Origin of the sequence: Hydrogenophaga sp., from assembly GCF_018780075.1 — a bacterium.
In the GTDB taxonomy this organism is placed as follows: domain Bacteria; phylum Pseudomonadota; class Gammaproteobacteria; order Burkholderiales; family Burkholderiaceae_C; genus Hydrogenophaga.
In genome coordinates, this window is the sequence record NZ_JADMKB010000005.1 from 106,026 (window position 1) to 126,069 (window position 20,044).

At 67.5% G+C, this 20,044-nt stretch carries 15 protein-coding genes; 7 read left to right on the top strand and 8 right to left on the bottom strand.

The genetic code is table 11. The features are described 5' to 3' along the window. The 3 genes from pstC to IV088_RS02420 form a co-directional block, all read right to left on the bottom strand. Complete coding sequence (gene pstC, locus IV088_RS02410; protein ID WP_291097293.1) at window positions 1-999, bottom strand: phosphate ABC transporter permease subunit PstC; 999 nt, start codon at window positions 997-999, stop codon at window positions 1-3. Between the two features lie 90 nt (window positions 1,000-1,089). Then, a complete protein-coding gene (gene pstS / locus IV088_RS02415) occupies window positions 1,090-2,121 on the bottom strand; it encodes a phosphate ABC transporter substrate-binding protein PstS (RefSeq protein ID WP_291097295.1) in 1,032 nt (343 codons plus the stop codon). A 104-nt stretch (window positions 2,122-2,225) separates the two neighbouring features. Then, a complete protein-coding gene (locus tag IV088_RS02420) occupies window positions 2,226-2,804 on the bottom strand; it encodes a TlpA disulfide reductase family protein (protein ID WP_291097297.1) in 579 nt (192 codons plus the stop codon). 174 nt (window positions 2,805-2,978) lie between these two features. On the opposite strand from IV088_RS02420, the gene ppx reads away from it, so the two are divergent. From ppx to IV088_RS26310, 4 genes are all read left to right on the top strand, one after another. Then, a complete protein-coding gene (gene ppx, locus IV088_RS02425; protein ID WP_291097299.1) occupies window positions 2,979-4,463 on the top strand; it encodes an exopolyphosphatase in 1,485 nt (494 codons plus the stop codon). A gap of 132 nt (window positions 4,464-4,595) precedes the next feature. Beyond that, window positions 4,596-5,708, top strand: a complete 1,113-nt coding sequence (locus IV088_RS02430; RefSeq protein WP_291097302.1) for a response regulator — start codon at window positions 4,596-4,598, stop codon at window positions 5,706-5,708. A 3-nt stretch (window positions 5,709-5,711) separates the two neighbouring features. Continuing rightward, window positions 5,712-8,681, top strand: coding sequence for a hybrid sensor histidine kinase/response regulator (locus IV088_RS02435; RefSeq protein ID WP_291097304.1), 2,970 nt, complete (start codon window positions 5,712-5,714; stop codon window positions 8,679-8,681). Window positions 8,682-8,802: 121 nt separating this feature from the next. Next, on the top strand, window positions 8,803-9,345 hold the full coding sequence (locus tag IV088_RS26310; protein ID WP_367171559.1) for a hypothetical protein: 543 nt from the start codon (window positions 8,803-8,805) through the stop codon (window positions 9,343-9,345). Window positions 9,346-9,601: 256 nt separating this feature from the next. Here the strand turns inward: IV088_RS26310 and IV088_RS02445 are convergent, their stop codons facing one another. The 5 genes from IV088_RS02445 to IV088_RS02465 form a co-directional block, all read right to left on the bottom strand. Continuing rightward, a complete protein-coding gene (locus IV088_RS02445) occupies window positions 9,602-10,084 on the bottom strand; it encodes a histidine phosphatase family protein (protein WP_291097307.1) in 483 nt (160 codons plus the stop codon). A gap of 11 nt (window positions 10,085-10,095) precedes the next feature. Next, window positions 10,096-12,159, bottom strand: coding sequence for a polyphosphate kinase 1 (ppk1, locus tag IV088_RS02450; RefSeq protein WP_291097309.1), 2,064 nt, complete (start codon window positions 12,157-12,159; stop codon window positions 10,096-10,098). A gap of 67 nt (window positions 12,160-12,226) precedes the next feature. After that, window positions 12,227-13,345, bottom strand: coding sequence for a glycosyltransferase family 1 protein (locus IV088_RS02455; protein ID WP_291097311.1), 1,119 nt, complete (start codon window positions 13,343-13,345; stop codon window positions 12,227-12,229). Between the two features lie 28 nt (window positions 13,346-13,373). Then, window positions 13,374-14,261, bottom strand: a complete 888-nt coding sequence (locus IV088_RS02460) for a UDP-2,3-diacylglucosamine diphosphatase (protein WP_291097313.1) — start codon at window positions 14,259-14,261, stop codon at window positions 13,374-13,376. A 129-nt stretch (window positions 14,262-14,390) separates the two neighbouring features. Further along, on the bottom strand, window positions 14,391-15,242 hold the full coding sequence (locus IV088_RS02465) for a GNAT family N-acyltransferase (protein WP_291097321.1): 852 nt from the start codon (window positions 15,240-15,242) through the stop codon (window positions 14,391-14,393). A 223-nt stretch (window positions 15,243-15,465) separates the two neighbouring features. On the opposite strand from IV088_RS02465, the gene IV088_RS02470 reads away from it, so the two are divergent. From IV088_RS02470 to IV088_RS02480, 3 genes are all read left to right on the top strand, one after another. Then, complete coding sequence (locus IV088_RS02470; protein ID WP_291097315.1) at window positions 15,466-17,622, top strand: PhoX family phosphatase; 2,157 nt, start codon at window positions 15,466-15,468, stop codon at window positions 17,620-17,622. Between the two features lie 128 nt (window positions 17,623-17,750). Continuing rightward, complete coding sequence (ppk2, locus tag IV088_RS02475; RefSeq protein ID WP_291097317.1) at window positions 17,751-18,698, top strand: polyphosphate kinase 2; 948 nt, start codon at window positions 17,751-17,753, stop codon at window positions 18,696-18,698. A gap of 353 nt (window positions 18,699-19,051) precedes the next feature. After that, the coding region (locus IV088_RS02480; RefSeq protein WP_291097319.1) for an ROK family protein at window positions 19,052-20,044 on the top strand (993 nt) is incomplete at its 3' end.

Below are 20,044 nucleotides of genomic sequence, written 5' to 3' on the forward strand. Positions count from 1 at the left end.
TCAGAGTCCTTTGGCTTTTTCGGCGCGGATGATCATCCACTTGGCCAGCGCCAGCACCACGAAGGTGATGACGAAGAGCAGGAAGCCGAGCGCGAACAGGGCGGAGATGTGGAAGTCGGCCGCTTCGCCGAACTCGTTGGCGAGCGTGGAGGCGATGGAGGTACCGGGCGAAAACAGCGAGGTCGGCATGCGGTTGGCGTTGCCGATCACGAAGGTCACGGCCATGGTTTCACCCAGCGCACGGCCCAGACCCAGCATCACGCCACCGATCACACCCTTCTGGGTGTAGGGCAGGACCACGCGGCGCACCACCTCCCAGGTGGTGCAACCCAGACCGTAGGCCGATTCGCGCAGGATGGGCGGGACGATTTCGAACACGTCGCGCATCACGGCTGCCACGAAGGGCAGCACCATGAAGGCCAGCACGATGCCCGCGGCCAGAATGCCGAAACCGTTGGTGCTGCCCCCGAACAGGGTGCCGATCAAGGGCATACCGCCCAGCAGGTTCTGCACCGGCACCTGGAAGTGGTCGGCGAACAAGGGCGCGAACACAAACAGGCCAAACATGCCATAGATGATGGACGGCACGGCCGCCAGCAGCTCGATGGCGGTGCCCAGCGGGCGGCGCAGCCAGGTCGGGCAGGTTTCGGTGAGGAAGAGCGCAATGCCAAAGGCCAGCGGCACCGCGATCAGCAGCGCGATGGTGGCGCTGGCCAGGGTGCCGACGATGGCGATCGCGCCCCCGAACTCTTCATTGATGATGTCCCACTCGACATACCAGATGAAGTGGGCGCCGAATTTCTGAAACGCCGGCCAGGCGTTGATGAACAGCGAGACGATGATGCCCATCAGGGCGACCAGCACCAGCAGTGAAAACGCTTGCGTCACGCGGTGGAAGAACAGATCCTGCAGCCGCTGCTTTCGCGCAATCGACAGCATGTGAGGGTTGGCCGATGCTGCAGCCTTGTGATGCGAACTCATGGTGATTCCCACGCTCATAGTGATTCCCCTCAGGGCGCGTCCGGATTAAGAAAGGCCTGAGACCTGAGGCACAGTGTGCATCAGCCCCCAGGCCCGAGGGAACGGGAATTACTTGGCGACCTGGTTCCAGACCTTGCTGCGGATCTGGGTGGTCAGGGTGTCAGGCAGCGGCACATAGTCCAGCTCGGTGGCCAGGCCCTTGCCCTTGCTGAAGGCCCAGTCAAAGAACTTCAGGGCTTCGGCCGAAGCGGCCTTGTCGCCGGGCTGCTTGTACATCAGGATGAACGACGCGGTGGACACGGGCCAGCTCTCGGCGCCCTTGGCGTTCACCATCGACACACCCATGCCCGGCACACTGAACCAGTCGGCGCTGGCGGCGGCGGCGGCGAAGGTCTTGTCGTCGGGGCTCACGTACTTGCCGTCGGCGTTCTGCAGCTGCATGAAGTTCATGTTGTTCTTCTTCACGTAGGCGTATTCCACATAGCCCAGCGCGCCCTTGACGCGGTTGACGTTGGCGGCCACGCCTTCGTTGCCCTTGCCACCCACCGACGAAGCAGCCGGCCACTTGACGGCAGCGCCCTTGCCCACGGTGTCGGCCCACTCTTTGCTGACCGCGGCCAGGTAGTCGGTCCAGTTGAAGGTGGTGCCCGAGCCGTCGGCGCGGTGCACGATCGTGATGTTCTGGTCAGGCAGCGATTTGCCCGGGTTCAGGGCGGCCAGCTTGGGGTCGTTCCACTTGGCGATCTTGCCCAGGAACATCTCGGCCAGCACCGGGCCGGTCACGCGCAGCTCGCCGGGCTTGAAGCCTTCCAGGTTAACCACAGGCACGGTGCCACCGATGATGGCGGGGAACTGGACCATGCCGTCCTTGTCCAGGTCGGCACCGGGCACTGGGGCGTCGGAGGCGCCGAAGGTCACGGTCTTGGCGCGGATCTGCTTGATGCCGCCCGACGAGCCGATCGACTGGTAGTTCAGGCCGATGCCGGTTTCTTTCTTGTAGGCTTCTGCCCACTTTGCGTAGATGGGGAACGGGAAGGTGGCGCCCGCGCCGGTGATGTCGGCGGCGAAGGCCGAGCCCATGGCCACGGTGGCCAGGGCAGCGGCGGCAACGGTCTTCAGAAGGGTGCGTTTGGTGTTCATTCGAGTCCTCGGTTGGGGAAAAAAGTTCACAACCGGGACTCTAGGGATGCTCTGTGACAACCTTGTGACAAGCGCATGAAAGGCGGCGCAGTGTCACACCGCGATCACATCAGGCGGGCCAACTCCGCCACGTCTTCCGCGAACATCTGGCCCTTCTCGGCCACCAACAGCCGCCCGTCGACCCCCGCCAGCAGGGTGACCGGCAGGCCTCGGGGCTTGGGGAAGGCCTTGCGCCAGGCCGGCGAGGCCCAGGCCGCGGGAAAGCTGTACCCCTTTTTCAGCAAATAGGCCGTCGCGTCTTCGGGGTGGCGGTCGATCGACAGGGCCAGCATCTGCAGGCCTTTGTCCTTCTGGCTCAGCCAGAGCTGGTTCATGCTGGGGCTTTGCAGCGCACAAAACGGGCAGGTGCTCGACCACCAGTACACCAGCAAAGGCCTGCCGCTGGCCTGCTCAGGGTCAAACCGGGCACCGTCCAGCCGCTGAATCGCGGGCACCGTCAGGCGCGAGCCGAGCGCTGGCAGCGGCGGGGCCAGGGCCTCTTCGGCCGCCGCCGACACCGGTTGGGCCGAGGCAGGCCGAACCAGCGTCCCGAGCACGCCGGCAGTCACACCGGCCATCCAGCGCCGGCGGTCCAGCGGTGCGGGCCGGCGCGGCGCCGCCCCGGCGGGAAACATGGGTGTCATGGTGTCAGGTGCACAAGGGTTGACCACAGCCCGCAAAGCATAAGCGTTTGACGATGGATGGGCAAGCGGGGCTGGCCCGTCCCACGCGGCCGGCCAGAGATGTGCAATGCGTCACAATCCGGGCAAACCCGACGTTCCAACACATACGGCCCGTGAATCCACCGGCCCATTTCCATGCAAAACGGTACCCTCCTCGCCGCCATCGACCTCGGCTCCAACAGCTTTCGCCTGGAAATCGGCCGCTTTCAGTCGGGCCACATCGAGCGCATCGAGTACATCAAAGAGACCGTTCGCCAGGGCGCCGGACTGGACGAAAACAAGGTGCTGAGCCAGGCCGCCATGCAGCGCGGCTGGGAGTGCCTGGCCCGGTTCGCCGAGCGCCTGCACGGCTTCAAGAAGCAGCAGGTGCGCGCCGTGGCCACCCAGACCCTGCGTGAGGCCACCAACCGCGACGAATTCCTGCGCAATGCCCAGGCCATCCTCGGCTTCACCATCGAGGTCGTCTCCGGCCACGAAGAAGCCCGCCTGATCTACCAGGGCGTGTCGCACCTGCTGCCTCAGTCCGACGAGAAGCGCCTGGTGGTGGACATCGGGGGCCGCTCGACCGAGATGATCATCGGCGAGGGCTACGTGGCCAGCAAGATGGAGTCGTACCGCCTGGGCAGCGTGGCCTGGTCCACCAAGTACTTTCCCAAGGGCCAGTTCACCGCCGCCGCGTTCAAGACCGCCGAGGTGGCCGCGAAGGCGGTGCTGGACCAGGCGCTGGACCGCTTTCCGCCCACCGAATGGGACATCGCCTACGGTTCGTCCGGCACGGTGGGTGCCGTGGCCGACGTGCTCTCGGCCAACGGCTGGGCCTCGGGCGTGGTGACCCGATCCGGCCTGGACTGGCTGGTGGAGCGGCTGATCAAGGCCGGCAACGCCGACCAGCTCAAGATCGAGGGCATGAAGGACGACCGGCGCCCGGTGATCGGCGGCGGCGTGAGCGTGCTGCGCGCGATCTTCGATCTGTTTGACATCCAGCAGATGGTGCCGGCGCAAGGCGCCCTGCGCCACGGTGCGCTGTACGACCTGATCGACCGCGACACCGACGGCGGCGACGTGCGGGAGCGCACGGTGCGCTGGCTGTGCGCTCGCTTCTCGGTCGACGAGGCGCAGGCGCAGCGGGTCACCACCGTGGCCACCGCGCTCTTCTCCCAGGTGGCGGCGGTGGACGCCCAGAACGAACGCTATTCGCAGAAGCTCGCCTGGGCCACGCGCCTGCACGAAATCGGCACGCACATCTCGCACGACCGCTCGTACCACCACGGCGCCTACATCCTCGACAACGTGGACGCGCCCGGTTTCTCCTTCCCCGAGCTGCACCGCATGAGCCAGCTGGTGCTGGGTCAGCGTGGCAAGCTCAAGAAACTGGAATCGGCCCTGTCCGACGAGCTGTTCGCCAAGCAGCTCATGTGCCTGCGGCTGGCGGTGGTGTTGTGCCATGCGCGACAGATGCCCGAGCACGAGTCGATCAAGCTCAACTACAAGCCGGGTGCGTTCAAGATCGCGACCAACCCGGGCTGGTCGCGGCGCTACCCGCAGTCGGCCTGGCTGATCGGGGAAGAGGTGCTGGCCTGGCAAAAGTCCACCTGGAAGTTCACGGCAGAGCTCCGTTGAACGGGGCCCACGCCGGGCGGCATTCCATCACGCTACCGGATTGCAAGGCCGCTGGCCCATGGCCTGGCGGCAGGGCGTGATACCCCCTCCCGTTAACATGGGCCCCCTCTCAGTCAGGACAAGTGAGCGGCAATGGCATTGATCGTGGTGGCAGAAGACGACAGCGGAACGCTCAAGCTGATTCAGGTGGTGCTGCGCAACCAGGGTCACGACGTGCTCACCGCAAGCAACGGCCACCAGGCCTGGATGCTGATTCGCGAACATCGCCCGGACCTCGTGGTCAGCGACATCAACATGCCCGGGGTCACAGGTTTCGAGCTGCTTCGTGCCGTTCGCGAGCACGACGAACTGAACCAGATCCCGTTTGTGCTGCTCACCTCGCTCCAGGAACGGAGCAACATGCGCCAGGGCATGACCCTGGGTGCCGACGACTACCTGACCAAGCCCGTGCGCCCCGCCGAGCTGGTGGACGCGGTGTCGGCCCAGATCAACCGGCTCGCGATGCGCTCGGCCTCGCTGAACATGCAGGTCCGCGACGCCGTGTCCGAGGCGCTCGAAGAGCAAGCCTGGAGCCTGCAGGAGCAATACGAAAAACGGCTCGCACGTGAACTCAGCGAGCAGTGGCCCGGCGACACCCGGGGCCAGCAGGAAGACCACCACCCCCAGGCCACCGTGCTGTTCGCCGACATCCGGCACTACCCCGACTGGCTCGCGGCGCTCGACGCCGATCAGCTCGTCACCGTGCTCAAGCGCTTCTACGAAGGCGGTGGCGACACCGTGCACCTCTTTGGCGCCAGCACCGTGCAATTCGTGGGCGACGGCCTGCTGGCCCTGTTCACCGACAGGACCGCCGGCTCCACGGCCCCTCCGGGCCTGCGCGCGATCAAGGCGGCCTTCGGCTTGCGCAACGCGGCCGCGGGCATGCAGGACTTCGTGAAACAGCGATTTCCGGGCATGACCCTGCCACGCTTCGAGGTCGGCGTGGCGGTGCACAGCGGCCCGGTGGCGATGATGCGGCTGGACGGCCTGCTCGGGGGTGCCCAGCAGCTGCTGCCGGTGGGCGAGACGGTGATCGACGCGATCGCCATGCAGCGACGGGCACCCACCACCCACTGCGTCACGGTGTCGATCCCGGTGCTGCGCAGCGTGACCGGTGCGATCCAGCCGATGTCGCGGCATTTCATCACCCTGCCCCACCGCGGCGAGACGCTGGAAGTGTGTGCGGTGGAACCGCTGGCCGCCTGACCCATGGCAGGCCCCGACCCCCGCCCGCCCGCGCCGACCCGCCGCCGCCTGTCGCTCGGCCCCGCGCTGATCGCGGCCCTGGTGCTGACCGCGCTGGTGCCTTCGCTGCTGGTCTCGTGGCTGCTGTCGTCCAACAGCTCGCAGGCCATCGACACGCTGGCCGAAAACGCCATGAGCCAGGCCGCCCACCGCGTGGACGTGGGCGCGCTGGCCCACCTGGGGGAGTCGCACACCGTGGTCAATGCGCTGGTCCCGCCCTTCGCCACCAGCGGCGCCGAAGGCGAACGCACGCGCAACTGGCTCAAGGACACGGCCGCGTTCGAGCTGATGGCACATGCCCTGACCCAGCAGTCCCCCAACGTGCCCTACCTGTATTTCGGTACCGCCGATGGCAGCTTCTTCGGGCTGGAGCGGGAGGACGGCCACTTCATCGTGCGCGAGATCCGGCCGGGTGAAAGCGGTCGGCGTCATTACCGGATCAGCCAACCGGGCGACCGCAGCCACCTCGTCAAGACAGAGACCACGGTGTACGACCCGCGCAAGCGCCCCTGGTACCAGCTGGCCGGGAGCACCGGCCAGCGCGTGTTCACCGACGTGTACCGCTCGGCGGTGAAGAACCAGTTCGACCTGACGCTGGCCCAGCCGATCTTCGACACCGACGGCCGATCGCTGCTGGGCGTGATTGCCGTGGACATGAGCCTGGCGCGCCTGACCGAGCTGATCAGCAACACCCGGATCAGCAACAACGCCGTGACCTACCTGGTGGACGGCCAGGGGCGCATGGTCGCCTCCTCGGTCAATGAAGAGCTGAGCCTGCTGGTCAATGGCAAACACCAGCGCATCACCCCCCTGCAGAGCTCGGACCCGCTGGTGCGCGAGTCCTACGCCCAGCTCAGCGTGCAGACGCGGGGTGCGCCAGGGGGCGTGCAGGGCGGTCTGGTGCGGCTGGAAACCCAGCAAGACTGGCTGCAGCGACTGGGCCTGACCAACAACCGCCTGATGGCTTTGCAGCGACCGTTCGGATCGAAATTCCAGCTCGACTGGCAGCTCATCGTGGTCGCCCCCGAGCAGGACTTCACCCAGCAGGTCACCCAGGCCCGGCAATGGGCGCTGCTGGCCATGGTCGCGCTCATCGGCGTGGGCGTGCTGGTGGCCTACGTCGTGGCGCAAGGCCTGTCGCGGCAGTTCCAGCGCCTCAACCGCTCGGCCACGCTGGTCGGCACCGGCAAGGTGCCGGCGGTGCAGCAGAACGCCCGCTTCCGCGAGGTGCACCTGCTGTCGGAGGTGATGCACGACAGCGCCGTCCAGCTGCGCGACTACAACCAGGAAATCCAGCAGAAGAACACCGCCTTGCAGGAGGCGGCCCAGATGCTGGAGGAACGTGTTCGCCTGCGCACCGCCGAGCTGGCCGCCTCGCGCGAAGAGGCCCTGGCCGCGGTCAAGGCCAAGGCGGGCTTCCTGGCGGTGATGAGCCACGAGATCCGCACGCCGCTCAACGGGGTGGTGGGCATGAGCGAGCTGCTCGGTGACACCGGACTCACCGATGCGCAGAAAGACCTGCTCGGTGTGCTGAAGGTGTCGAGCGAACAGCTGCTCTCGGTGGTCGACGACATCCTGGACTTCTCCAAGATCGAGTCCGGCAAGCTGGCGCTGGAGCACCTGCCGCTCGACCTGCGCGGGACCATCGCCGGCGTCTGCGACATCGTGCGCTTCAAGGCACAGGAAAAGGGGCTGCCGCTGAAGGTCCACATCGCGCCCGAGGTGCCACAGGCGATGACGGGCGACATCACCCGGCTGCGCCAGGTCCTGCTCAACCTGCTGTCCAACGCCATCAAGTTCACCGACCACGGCGAGGTGACGCTGCGGGTCTGGGTGGAACGGAGCGGCGACCCCATGGTGCTGGGCTTCAGCGTGAGCGACACCGGTGTCGGCATCTCGGCGCACCGCCTGGGCGACCTGTTCCAGCCGTTCTCGCAGGGCGACACCTCCACCGCCCGCGTCTATGGCGGCACCGGCCTGGGCCTGATGATCTGCCGCCACCTGGTGGAACTCATGGGCGGGGAGATCATGGTGAGCAGCCAGGTGGCGGTGGGCTCCACCTTCCGCTTCACCCTCCGGGCCACAGCCGCCAGCCTGCAGGATGTCGTGCCATTGAGGTCCGCCGCCCCGCCCACCGCGCAGCACCAACAACGGGTGCTGGTGGTGGACGACAACCCGGTCAACCTCAAGGTGGCCTCGGCCATGCTCACGCGCCTGGGCTATCCGCACGACACGCTGGACAACGGCCTGCGGGCCATCGAAGCGGTCGAGCAGGCGCAGCGCGAACGGCATCCCTACACCCTGCTGCTGCTCGACAGCCACATGCCGAACATCGACGGCGTGTCCACCGCGAAACAGATCCACGAACGCCTGGGCGCGCAGGCGCCGGTCATCATCGGCGTGTCGGCGTCCAGCCTCGCGCAGGACCGCGTGCGCTGCCTGGACGCGGGCATGGCCGACTACCTGGTCAAGCCGCTGGAGCTGCAGGTGCTGGGACAGGTGCTGCGACGCTGGACCAGCGCCCCCGTTGCATCGACGGCAGACACCGGCGCGGCCGACCCCGGCCAGGTGGTGCCCGCCAGCACCTGGTGGATCGACCCGTCGCGGCTCGCTGCCATGGCCGAGCTCGATGACGCGCAGGGCAGCCTGCGCCGGGGCATCGTGGACGACTTCCTCGCCACGCTCGACGAACGCACCAGCGCCGTGAGCCACGCCGCGCAGGTGCAGGACGCCGGGTCGCTCGCCGCCGCAGCCCACCTGCTCAAGGGCGCCTGCGACAACGTCGGCGCCACGGCGCTGTCCGAACTGTGCGCCGCCTTCGAACAAGCGGCCAGCGAGTCATCGCGTGCAGACGCAGCCCTGGCCGCGCTCCCGGCAACCGCCGCGGCCACCCGCCGCAGCCTGGAAGACACCGCCCGGCGCCTCGGCATCTGATCCCCCGCGCCCTCTTGTTCTGCCACGCTCGTGTGCTGTGGCGACGCAGCTCCGGGTAAAGATATAAACGGTATATACGGTTTACAATGCCGGCCTCTCTCAACCACAGAAGGACATGCCGATGAACGACTCGCAGAACAAAGCCGCCGGGAAAAAACCCAAACTCGTGCGCGACAGCTTCACCATCCCCAAGGCCGAATACGCCGCCATCGACACGCTCAAGGGCCGTGCCCTGAAGCTGGGTGTGGGCGTGAAAAAGAGCGAGCTGCTGCGGGCCGGTCTCATGCTGCTGCAGCAGCTGAACGATGCCCGCTTCAAAGCCGCGATGGCCTCGGTGCCGACGATCAAGACAGGGCGCCCCGCCGCCTCGATCCAGGTGGACATCCCCTTCTCGCCCGCCGTGGCCAAAAGGCCTGCGACCAAGCCCGCCCCCGCCAAACCCGCTCCCGTCAAGGCGGTGGTGAAAAAGGCCGCACCGAAAAAGGTGGCGGTCAAAGCAGCCCCCAAAACCGTTGCGGTGAAAGCCAGCCCCACCCCCAAACCCGTGGTCCAGGCTCCGGCCCCCAAGCCCGTCGCGCAGCCAGCGGTCACGCCCGCCGCCAAGGTCGAGGCTCAACCCGCCAAGAAAGTGGTCGCCAAGAAGGTCCCCGTCACCAAGGCCTGAGCCGCAGCGATCTCAGAACGCTTTGAAGGCAAAGCGGCAACGGGTTTTCTTGGAGCCAGAGCAACACGCCGAGGCATGAGAAGGCTCCACCAAGGGCACAGCCGGGCCGGCTTTGCCGGACGGCCAGTGCGCCTTGCAGGCCGCTGCCTCGCCAGAGTCGAGGCTTCTTCGGGCTGTCCAAGCCTGCGCAGGCAGGCTTGGAGCCGCGGCCCTCAGCCCCCTTGAGGGGGTGACGCCGCAGGCGGCGCGGGGGTGTTCAAAAAAGCTCAGGTGTCTGCACCGTCACCAGCAGGTTCTGCTGGCGCCCCGCCCGCTCGCGGTTGCGCAGCCACCAGAGTGCCCCTTTTTTCATGGGGCACTCGGGCTCGGGCAGGCGCAGCAGCCGCGCGATCACCTGGCCCAGCGTCGGCTGATGGCCGATCACCACCACCGGGGAACGGCCATCGGGCCAGCCCACCAGCGCCAGCACCGACTCCAGCTCGGCCCCGGGCAGCAGCTCGTCGCGCGTGCGGAACTTGCGGCCCAGCGCGGCGGCCGTCTGCTGGGCACGTTGCGCGGGGCTCGCGTACACGCGGGCCCCTTCGGGCAGTTGCCGGTCCAGCCAGCCGCCCATGCGCGCGGCCTGCTTTTCCCCGCGCGGCGTGAGCCGGCGCTCCAGATCGAGCGCGTCGCCCTGCAGCCCCAGCAGGCCCTCGGGGTGTTCGTGGGCCTCGGCGTGGCGCCAGAGAATGAGGTCCATGGTGTGATTCCTCAGCCCTTGTGGGCGTAACGTGCCATCAGCGCCGCCTGGGCCGAATGCCGCGTCGAAGCGCCCTCGGCGGCGGAGCGGTAGCTGCCGTCGGGCTGCAGCAGCCAGGCGTCCTTGGTGTCGTGCAGGCTGGCCGAGAGGCACTCGTCCAGCACGCGCTGGCGCAGCGCCGGGTCGGTGACCGGCCAGGCCAGCTCCACGCGCCGCAGCATGTTGCGGTTCATCCAGTCGGCGCTGGAGAGCCAGAGCGACTCTTCGCCGTCCACCCGGAAATAGAACACGCGCGAGTGTTCGAGCAGGCGCCCGATCACCGAGCGCACGCGCACGTTGTCGGTCACGCCCGGCACCTGGGCCGGCAGGATGCAGGCGCCGCGCACGATCAGGTCGATCTTCGCGCCGCGCTGCGACGCCAGCGCCAGCGCCCGAGCCAGCGGCTCGTCGGTCAGCGCGTTCATCTTGAGGATGATGCGGGCCTCTTTGCCGGCCATCGCCACGCGCCCGGCCGCCTCGACCTGGTCGAGCATGGTCTTGTAGAGGTGGAACGGCGCGATCACCGCCTTCTTCAGGCGCGGCAAGCGGTTCTGGCTCGCGAGGTGCAGGAACAGCTGCTCAAGGTCGGCCGTGAGCACGCGGTCGGCCGTGAGGTAGCTCAGGTCGGTGTACAGGCGCGCCGTGCCCGGGTTGTAGTTGCCGGTGGACACGTGGGCGTAGCGCCGCAAACCGCCGCTTTCGCGCCGCGTGACCAGCAGCATCTTGGCGTGGGTCTTGAGCCCGACCACGCCGTACACCACCTGCGCGCCCACCGACTCCAGCCGTTCGGCGTAGTTGATGTTGGCCTCTTCATCGAAGCGGGCCTTGAGCTCGACGACCGCCGTGACCTCCTTGCCGCGCCGCACCGCTTCACGCAGCAGGTTCATCAGCTCGGACTTGGCGCCCGTGCGGTAGATGGTCATCTTGATCGCGAGCACGTCGGGGTCTTCGACCGCCTCGCGCAGAAAGGCGAGCACCGCGTCGAAGCTCTCGTAGGGCTGGTGGATCAGCACGTCGCCCTGTTGCAGCCGCTCGAAAAACGATTGCCCGGGCGTGAGCTGCACCGGCCAGCCGGCGCTGTAGGGTTCGAAGCGCAGGGACGGCACATCGACCTGGTCGATCAGCTGGTTCAGCCGCACCAGATTCACCGGCCCCGGCACCCGAAACAGCGCCTGCGGCGGCAGCGCGAACTGCTCCAGCAGGAAGCCCGACAGGAACTCCGAGCAACCGGCCGACACCTCCAGCCGCAGCGCCTCGCCGTAATGGCGCTGCTGCAGGCCCTTGCGCAACGCGGTGCGCAGGTTCTTCACCTCTTCTTCGTCCACAGCGAGGTCGGAGTGGCGGGTCACGCGAAACTGCGAGAACTCCGTCACCTGGCGCCCGGGGAACAGGTCGTCCAGGTGCGAGCGGATCAGGCTGGAGATGGAGACGAAGTGCGTCTGCTTCGAGCCCTTGACCGGCGGCATGCGAAAGAAACGCGGCAGGATGCGCGGCACCTTGACGATGGCGACCTCGTTCTCGCGGCCAAACGCGTCCCGGCCCTTGAGGCGGACGATGAAGTTGAGCGACTTGTTGGCCACCTGCGGGAACGGGTGGGCCGGGTCCAGGCCCACGGGCATCAGCAGCGGCTGCACCTCGCGGTGGAAAAACGATTTCACCCACTGCCGCTGCCGCACATCGCGTTCGCCGTGCGACACCAGCTTGATGCCCTTCTTCTCCAGCAGGGGCAGCAACTCGTCGTTGTAGATGGCGTACTGCTGGGCGACCAGCTCGTGCAGCGTGGTCGAGATGCGCTCGTAGCCGGCGGCGGTGTACACGCCCCGCTTCTCGCCCAGGTTGAAGGCGCTGAGTTGCGGCGCCATGCGCACCTCGAAGAACTCGTCGAGGTTGCTGGAGACGATGCACAAATAACGCAGGCGCTCCAGCAGGGGCACGTCGGCCCGGCGCGCCCAGTCCATGACGCGCTCGTTGAAGGCCAGGATGCTGCGGTCGCGGTCCAGCAGCACGAGGCCAGGATTCGAAGGTTCAGCTTTCATCGGTTCCGTCGGGTGGCGTCAGGCCGCGGCATGCTCCGAAGGAGCCAGCGGCACTGACTTGTGACGATTATTCAACGAAGGGATGACGGTTGTGTGACACCCCGGCCCGCCGCAGCGCGGGCACCGCGGGCGCTTCGCTCGCGGGGCGGTGCTGCCGCGCGGTTCGCACCGGCCGTGGCAGCCTGGCGAGGTGCGACACGAACAGCGCGGCGACCGGCTCCCAGTCAAAGGCCTGGGCGCGCCGCCGCGCCTCATGGCGCCGGACCTTCAAGGCCGCCGACCAGGCCTCGTGCAGGTCTTCCCGCAACGCACCGGCCGGGCTCTCACCCACCGCCTGCATCGGGCCGTCCACCGGATGCGCTGCCACCGGCACGCCGCAGGCCATGGCCTCCAGCATCACGACGCCAAAGCTCTCGCTGCGGCTCGGGAACACCAGCACGTCCGACGCCGCGTACACGTGGGCCAGCTCCCGCCGAGGCAGCACCCCCACCCAGTGCACGTTGGGATAGCGGTCGCGCAAGCCGTCTTCGAGCGGGCCGCTGCCACAGACCACCTTGCTGCCAGGCACGTCCAGCGCCAGAAAGGCCTTGATGTTTTTCTCGTGCGACACCGAACCGACATACAGACTCACCGGGCGGGCCAGGTGCCCTAGCGCGGGCGACTCGGTGGCCTGGGCCGCGAACGCAAAGAGCCGCGTGTCCACGCCGTGGGTCCATTCGCGCAAGTGCGCGAAGCCCCGCTGCTGCAGCGTCTGGCGCACGCCGCTGGTGGGCACCATCACGCCGCTGCTCGGCCGGTGAAACCGGCGAAACAGGGCGTAGCCCCAGGACAGCGGCAGGCCGAGCGCCGCCTTCAGCATCTCGGGAAAGCGGGTGTGGAAGGCCGTGGTGAAGGGCAGCCCGCGGCGCAGGCAGTGGCGCCGCGCGGCCCAGCCCAGCGGGCCCTCGGTGGCGATGTGGATGGCGTCGGGCCGGGCCTCCTCCATCAGCCGGGTCAGGCGCCGGCCGGGAAACAGCGCCAGGTCGATGTCAGGGTGGCCCGGGCAGGGCCGCGTGCGGAACTGCCCCGGCTGGATCACCGTGGCGGCGTGGCCCATGGCCTGCAACTGCCGCACCAGCTCCACCAGCGTGGTCACGACACCATTGGCCTGGGGCAACCAGGCATCGGTCACGACAAGGATGTTCATGGGGAGGGCGGTGGCGGCAGTGGACATGTCAGGCGGGCATCAGCGCAACCTCCATGGGCACGCTGGTCCCTTCGCCACCCGAATGACGGGGGTGCCAGTGCAGCAGCTCCAGGCGCCCGTCCAGGTGCTCGACCAGGGCCGACAGGCTCTCGACCCAGTCACCGTCGTTGACGTACAGGGTGCCGTCGATCGTCCGCATCTCGGGACGGTGGATGTGCCCGCACACGACGCCGTGGAAGCCGCGTTGCCGCGCTTCGGCGGCCACGGCCCGCTCGAAGTCCGAGACGTGGTTCACCGCCCGCTTCACCTTGTGTTTCAGGTACTGCGACAGCGACCAGTAGCGCATGCCCAGGCGTTGCCGCACGGTGTTGAGGTGGCGGTTCAGGGTCAGGGTGACGCCGTAGAGGTTGTCCCCCACGTAGGCCAGCCACTTGGCGCACTGGATCACGCCGTCGAAGTGGTCGCCGTGCACCACCCACAGCCGGCGTCCGTCGACCAGGGTGTGCACCGTTTCATTGAGCACCTCGATGCCGCCGAAACGCTGGCCGTCGAACTGGCGCGCGAACTCGTCGTGGTTGCCTGGCACGAACACGACCCGACAACCCTTGCGCGAGCGGCGCAGCAGTTTCTGCACCACGTCGTTGTGCGCCTGCGGCCAGAACCATTTGCGGCGCAACTGCCAGCCGTCGATGATGTCGCCCACCAGGTACAGCGTGTCGCTCGGGTGGTGCTTGAGGAAATCGAGCAAGGCCTTGGCCTGGCAGCCCGGTGTGCCCAGGTGCACGTCCGAGACAAAGACCGCCCGGTAGCGGAGACGCCCTGCGTCATCGTCATGGGGCTCGTCGTCGGCGTCAGGGCCCGGGGGAAGCGCCCCGGACAAGCCGGCCCCACCCAGCGCTTCAAACACAGCTCTCATGATGGCTCCTCGAAATCAGAAAACCTGGTGCCGCAGAAATGCCCCACCCAGGGCACCGACGGGCCGGCTTCGCCGGACGGCCAGTGCCGCCCCTGGGGGGGGTGACGCCGAAGGCGGCGCGGGGGGGCATCACATCCCGAAATGCCGGCGGTAGCGCGCCGGCATGTCCGCGATGCGCATCATCATCGGCAGGTCGGCGGCGTTGAAATCCGGGTCCCAGGCCGGCGGGCCCATGACCTTGGCGCCGAGGCGCAGGTAGCCCTTGATGAGCGCGGGCGGCTCGACATCCAGCGTGTCGTCCAGCCGGTCCACCGGCAGCGGCAGGCGGGGACGCACATGGCAATCCACCGGCGCCATGTGTTTGTCTTTCACCTGACGCCAGATGCTGGCGGCCACATGGCCACCGCCCACGACGCCGTGTTCACCTTCGTGCTGCATGGGGATGCTGGCGCAGCCGATCATGATGTCCAGGCGGTTGCGCTGCATGAAGGCCGCGAGCGCGCTCCACAGGGCCATGATCACGCCGCCGTGGCGGTGGTCGCGGTGCACGCAGCTGCGGCCCAGCTCGACCATGCGGTCGCGCATGTGGCGCAGGCGCACCAGATCGAACTCGGTGTCGCTGTAGGTGCTGCCCACGCGCTGGGCCTGCTCGGGGGTGAGCACGCGGTAGGTGCCGATCACCTGGCGGGTCGCGGCGTCGCGCACCAGCAGGTGTTCGCAGAAGTCGTCAAACAGGTCCACGTCGTGACCGGGCAATGCGCCCGAGAGGATGGCGCCCATCTCGCCGGCGAACACGTCGTGCCTCAGGCGTTGCGCCTCACGAACCTCGTCCAGGTGCCGCGCCCAGCCGACCTCGATGCCGGCCGGTGCAGGCGTTTCAGGACGAGGGAAGGCCGAAGCCAGCGCAGATCGGGGATGAAGTGACCCCCGGAAAATGGACACTGGGGACAGGTCCAGCGTCGGCGTGGGGAGTTCTCGCATGGTGGGCTCCTTGAAGACAGTCGCGCCGCTCATGGACGCGTGGAGGGTGGTGGTTCCGGGCATGCGGCAAATTCTGGACAGCCCGGATGACCAAGCTGTGGCGCGTTGATGAAGCTTTGTTGACAGTCCGCCACGATCACGCCGAACCGCCTTCATTCCGTCATCAAAGTTTCACAACGGCGGCTCAGACTGCGCAGCGTTCTTCATCCACTGCGTCAACACCATGTCCACTCAGAATCCCACGAACTTCAACGACGAAGACTCCAACACCACCTCCAACACCGCGTTCGAGCAGGTGCTGGACAGCCGACTGAGCCGCCGCAGCCTGTTCAAGGGCGCGGGCCTGGTCGGCGTGGCCGCCGGCGCCACGGCGCTGACGGGCTGCGCCACCCCCATGAGCGGCGGTGGCGCCACGCTCACCAGCCTGGGCTTCAAGCCCGTGGCCAAGAGCCTGGCCGACAAGGTGGTGGTGCCCGAGGGCTACACCGCACAGGTCATCTACGCGCTGGGCGACCCGCTCACCGCCACCACCCCGGCCTTCAAGAACGACGGCACCGACGCCGCCTTCGAACAGCGCGCCGGTGACCACCATGACGGCATGGAATGGTTCGGCCTGGACGCCAGTGGCCAGCCTTCGAACGCCTTCACCAGCCGCGGCCTGCTGGCCATGAACCACGAAGCCACGACCGACGAGAAGCTGTCGTCGTTCTTCATCCACCCCAACGGCGGCACCGCCACCCTGCCCCGCCCGGCCGCTGAGGTGGACAAGGAACTGGCCATCCACGGCCTGTCCTTCGTCGAGGTCCAGACCAACGGCAAGCAGTGGGCCTACAAGGCCGCCTCGCCGTTCAACCGCCGCGTGACCACCATGACCCCCGCGGCCATCCACGGCCCGGCCCGCGGCAGCGAGCACCTGGTGACGAAGTTCAGCGCCGACGCGACGAGCAGCCGGGGCACGCTGAACAACTGCGGCACCGGCAAGACCCCCTGGGGCACCTTCGTGAGCGGTGAAGAAAACTGGTACGGCTACTTCTTCCGCGACGCCAAGGACGACGACGCGCGCAAGAAGGACAAGCAGGTCCAGGCGCTCAAGCGCTACGGCCGCAAGGCCGGCGAAGCCAGCCGCCACGGCTGGGAAAGCGCGGGCGCCGACGACCGCTTCGTGCGCTGGAACAACAGCGCCGTGGCCGCCAGCGCCAAGGAGGACTACCGCAACGAGATGAACACCTTCGGCTATGTGGTCGAGGTGGACGCCTACGACACGAAGGCCCCCATGCGCAAGCGCACCGGCCTGGGCCGCTTCGCCCACGAGAGCGTGGCCTTTGCCCGGCCGGTGGCGGGCCAGCCCATCGTGGCCTACATGGGCGACGACGCGCGCGGCGAGTACATCTACAAGTTCGTGTCCGAAGCCAAGTGGGACCCGAAGGACGCGAGCGGCGCCAACCGCCTGGCCGCCGGCGACAAGTACCTCGACAAGGGCACGCTGTTTGCCGCCCGCTTCAAGGGCGACGGCACAGGCGAGTGGCTGGAGCTCTCGATGAACAACCCGGTGCTGGCCGGCAGCTCGTACTTCGAGTTCAAGAGCAACGCCGACATGGCCATCTTCACCCGGCTGGCCGCCGACGCCGTGGGCGCCACCAAGATGGACCGCCCCGAGTGGAACGGCGTGCACCCGCGCACCGGCGAGGTCTACTTCACGCTGACCAACAACAGCAACCGCACCGCCGCCACCGCCGACGCCGTCAACCCGCGCGTGTACACCGACATGAAGGGCAGCAAGGAGCAGAAGGGCAACGTCAATGGCCACATCGTGCGCCTGGCCGACGCCTCGCCCGCCGGTGCGTCGTTCAAGTGGGACATCTATGTGTTCGGCGCCGAGGCCGGTGCCGACAAGTCCACCGTCAACCTGTCGAACCTGACCGACGAGAACGACATGTCCTCACCCGACGGCCTGGTGTTCAGCCCGGCCACCGGCGTCTGCTGGATCCAGACCGACGACGGCGCCTACACCGACAAGACCAACTGCATGATGCTGGCCGCCATCCCCGGCAAGCAGGGCGACGGCGGACCGCGCACGGTCAAGCACGGCGACAAGAACGTCACCACCTTCGTGGGCAAGACCCCGACGCCCACCACCTTGGCGCGTTTCCTGGTGGGCCCCAAGGGCAGCGAGATCACCGGCTGGTGCGAAACGCCCGACGGCCGCGCGGTGTTCATCAACATCCAGCACCCCGGCGAGAGCACCAAGATGGCCGACGTGAACGACCCGAGCAAGTACGAGAGCCAGTGGCCGGCCAACGCCGGTTACGGCGCCGGCCAGCGCCCGCGCTCGGCGACCATCGTGATCACGAAGAACGATGGCGGAACTATTGGAAGTTGACCCCCTGCGCCGCTGCGCGGCTTCCCCCTTCCAGGGGGACCACACCTGGGACCGGCGGAGCCGGTTCCTTGGTGTGTCTGGGCTAGACACCTCCCTCCGGCTGGATTGTTTTGGGAATTGGAGTTGATATGGACGACTTGAACACGTCATCTTCGCTGGACCTTGACCCGGCCTGGTTGCGGCGGGTGCAGAACGAGCTGCTCGACGGCTACGACGAAGAGCTGGAAATGGAGATGGACGACCGGGTGCTGGAGGAGGCGGCGCGGCAAGGCGGAGCGCCATCCAGCGACATCGCGGCGGTCAACGGGCAGCGCCGCACCTACTTTCGCGAGCTGTTCCGGCTGCAGGGCGAGCTGGTCAAGCTGCAGGACTGGGTGGTTGCCACGGGCCACAAGGTCGTGATCATCTTCGAGGGCCGCGACGCGGCAGGCAAAGGTGGCGTGATCAAGCGCATCACCCAGCGGTTGAACCCCCGGGTCTGCCGCGTGGTCGCCCTGCCGGCGCCCAACGACCGCGAGCGCACGCAGTGGTACTTCCAGCGTTACGTGACGCACCTGCCGGCGGGCGGCGAGATCGTGCTGCTGGACCGCAGCTGGTACAACCGCGCCGGCGTCGAGAAGGTGATGGGCTTCTGCAGCGACGAGCAGTACGAGGCCTTCTTCCGCGACGTGCCCGAGTTCGAGAAGATGCTGGTGCGCAACGGCATCCAGCTCATCAAGTACTGGTTCTCGATCTCCGACGAAGAGCAGCACCTGCGCTTCATGGGCCGCATCCACGACCCGCTCAAGCAGTGGAAGCTCAGCCCCATGGACCTGGAAAGCCGGCGCCGCTGGGAGATGTACACCAAGGTGAAGGAGGTGATGCTGGAACGCACCCACATCCCCGAGTCGCCGTGGTGGGTGGTGCAGGCCAACGACAAGAAGACCGCGCGGCTCAACTGCATCCACCACCTGCTGCAACAGATGCCTTATACCGAGATCGAGCGGCCCGGCATCGTGCTGCCCCCGCGCGAACGGCACGAAGACTACAAGCGCCAAGCGGTGCCTGACGACATGCTGGTGCCGACGGTGTACTAAAGCTCCCCCCGCGCCGCCTGCGGCGTCACCCCCCAGGGGGCAACGCGAGTGGCCGGCGGAGCCGGTTCCACCGCGTTCTGGGTGGTGGCACTTGCTTCGGCCGCTGGCTGGCTCGCCTGCGCCTCACTCTCCCCTTCTTCGCACCGGTCTGCCGCCCCCCTGTGGGCGGCATCGGCGTTTCTGGCCTTTGTCCACGGTCTGGAATGCTTTAACTTTGACCTGAATTTGTCCCAAGTTTGATCTTGTATGGCGGAAGATGGCCGCCTAGGATGCGCCACCAACCCCCTCGGGCCAGGGGTGGCGCACAAAAAATACAGGAGACAGACACATTGGCACCCTGGGACAACTTGTCTTTGAACGAGACCGCTTTGCTACAGGCCATTTTCTGGTCTGAAGGCAGTTCGCGCCTGTCGCTGGCCGACCGCCTGGCGTTCTCCAAGAGCAAGACCAACAACCTGATCACCGGCCTGCTGGACGCGGGCCTGCTGGAAGAGAGCGGGCTGCGCGGCTCCACCGGCGGGCGGCGGCCCGAGACCCTCACGCTCAGCGCCGGCCTGGGCGTGCTGGTGGGCGTGGACCTGGGCGCGACCAGCCTGGACGTGGCCGTGCTGCGCCCGGACCTGACCGTGCTGGCCCGCCACACCGAAACCACCGACGTGCGCACCGGCCCCGGCGTGGTGCTGGCCCGGTTGCGCGTGCTGATGCGCCAGCTGCTGGCCCAGTGCGGCGTCACGGCCAAGCAGGTCATCGCCATCGGCATGGGCGTGCCCGGCCCCGTGGACTTTGAAAGCGCGCAGCTGGTGAACCCGCCGCTGATGCCCGAGTGGGACAGTTTCTCGATCCGCGACTACCTGCGCGAGGAGTACAGCGCCCCGGTGTTTGTGGACAACGACGTGAACCTGATGGCGCTCGGCGAGCTGTGGCGCCTGCAGGGCGGGCTGCAAAACTTCCTGGTCATCAAGGTCGGCACCGGCATTGGCTGCGGCATCGTCTGCCATGGCGAGGTCTACCGCGGTGCCAACGGTTCGGCCGGCGACGTGGGCCACATCTGCGTGGACGTGGACGGCCCGCGCTGCCACTGCGGCAAGCTGGGCTGCGTGGAGGTGATGGCCGCAGCCCCCGCCATCGTGCGCTCCGCCACCGAGGCCGCCACCTCCGGCGAGAGCCCACTGCTGGCGGCCTCTTTGGAAGCCAATGGCGTGATCACCCCCGAGCTCGTGGGCCAGGCCAGCCGCAATGGCGACGCCGCGGCCAACCGCATCATCCAGGAATCGGGCAACCGCATCGGGCAGATGCTGGCCTCGGTGGTGAACTTCTTCAACCCCTCGCATGTGTTCATTGGCGGC